The sequence below is a fragment of the Halorubrum shenae genome, assembly GCF_051194165.1.
In the GTDB taxonomy this organism is placed as follows: domain Archaea; phylum Halobacteriota; class Halobacteria; order Halobacteriales; family Haloferacaceae; genus Halorubrum.
In genome coordinates, this window is the sequence record NZ_JBLZNI010000050.1 from 1 (window position 1) to 938 (window position 938).

Genomic DNA, 938 nt, shown 5'->3' on the forward strand with positions numbered 1-938 from the left:
GTCTCAATTTCCCTCGTGACCGGGACAAATCCGAAAATGATGGTTCCGACGAATATACAGAAGGAGATGATTGCGACGACGCCATGCGTCCTAGAAGAGCCGGCCTCCGCGTAGGCTTCGACCGGCCGAAAGACGCTGATATCTCTTCGCATGTTTGCGACGGTGCTGGCGGTTATTCAGTGGCCGCAATGATAAAGTGAGGAGTCTATTCCGCCGGCACTGACTCTTAAGCTACGTCAGATCGAAGAGCGACGTATGCTACGGCAGTTTCTCGGTGTGCTCGGCGTTCTCACAACGCTCGTTCCGGATCGGATCGTGGACGTATTCGAGGCGATTGCGGTCGAGAACCCTGAAGAAAACACCGTCCATTCGTGGTTTAGTTCCCTGATTCGGGCGGAAGGAATCGTCATTACGCTCGCCGCGTTCCGTGGCGGCCGCCTTTACGCGTGGCTGCTGAATGTCACCGGAATCTTTGGTGCCGTCTTGCTTTTCATCCCGCGACTGTACGAGCGCATTGCGGGACCGCTCGTGTACGAAGACCCAGAATCAGTGGAGTGGAACGAACACCTCACCGACGGCGTCCGCGTGATCGGCGCTGTGTACGTGCTCATCGCGCTTTTGCACTGGCGGCGGCGAAACGAGTCATGACTGATGACCTCTCCGACCGCACGATCCTTCTCACTGGCGGAACGAGCGGATTCGGACGGGTGGCAGCGGTTGACCTCGCTAAGCGAGGTGCGACTGTCGCAGTCGTCGGTCGTGACGAGTCGAAGGGAGCCACCCTTGTAGAACGGTCCAAAGATTTTGTCGGAACAATCGCGTTCCATCAGGCGGACCTCGCGTCCCAATCCACGGTCCGAGCCCTCGCAGCAACCGTGAAACGCGAGTACGACCGGATCGACGTCCTCGCTCACAACGCCGGACTCTCGGCCGGGTCG

Annotated in this window: 2 protein-coding genes; both read left to right on the forward strand. The window is 58.6% G+C overall.

Going from position 1 to position 938, the window contains the following annotated elements; translation table 11 throughout:
• Positions 1–255: 255 nt before the first annotated feature.
• Positions 256–648, forward strand: a complete 393-nt coding sequence (locus tag ACNS88_RS17585) for a hypothetical protein (RefSeq protein WP_435100645.1) — start codon at positions 256–258, stop codon at positions 646–648.
• On the forward strand, positions 645–938 hold a 294-nt coding region (locus ACNS88_RS17590; RefSeq protein WP_435100648.1), incomplete at its 3' end, for an SDR family NAD(P)-dependent oxidoreductase. The genes ACNS88_RS17585 and ACNS88_RS17590, both read left to right, overlap by 4 nt.

Excerpts from the sequence above, each read along its gene's own strand:
- ACNS88_RS17585 (WP_435100645.1), top strand. The coding sequence starts at position 256 with ATGCTACGGCAGTTTCTCGGTGTGCTCGGCGTTCTCACAACGCTCGTT.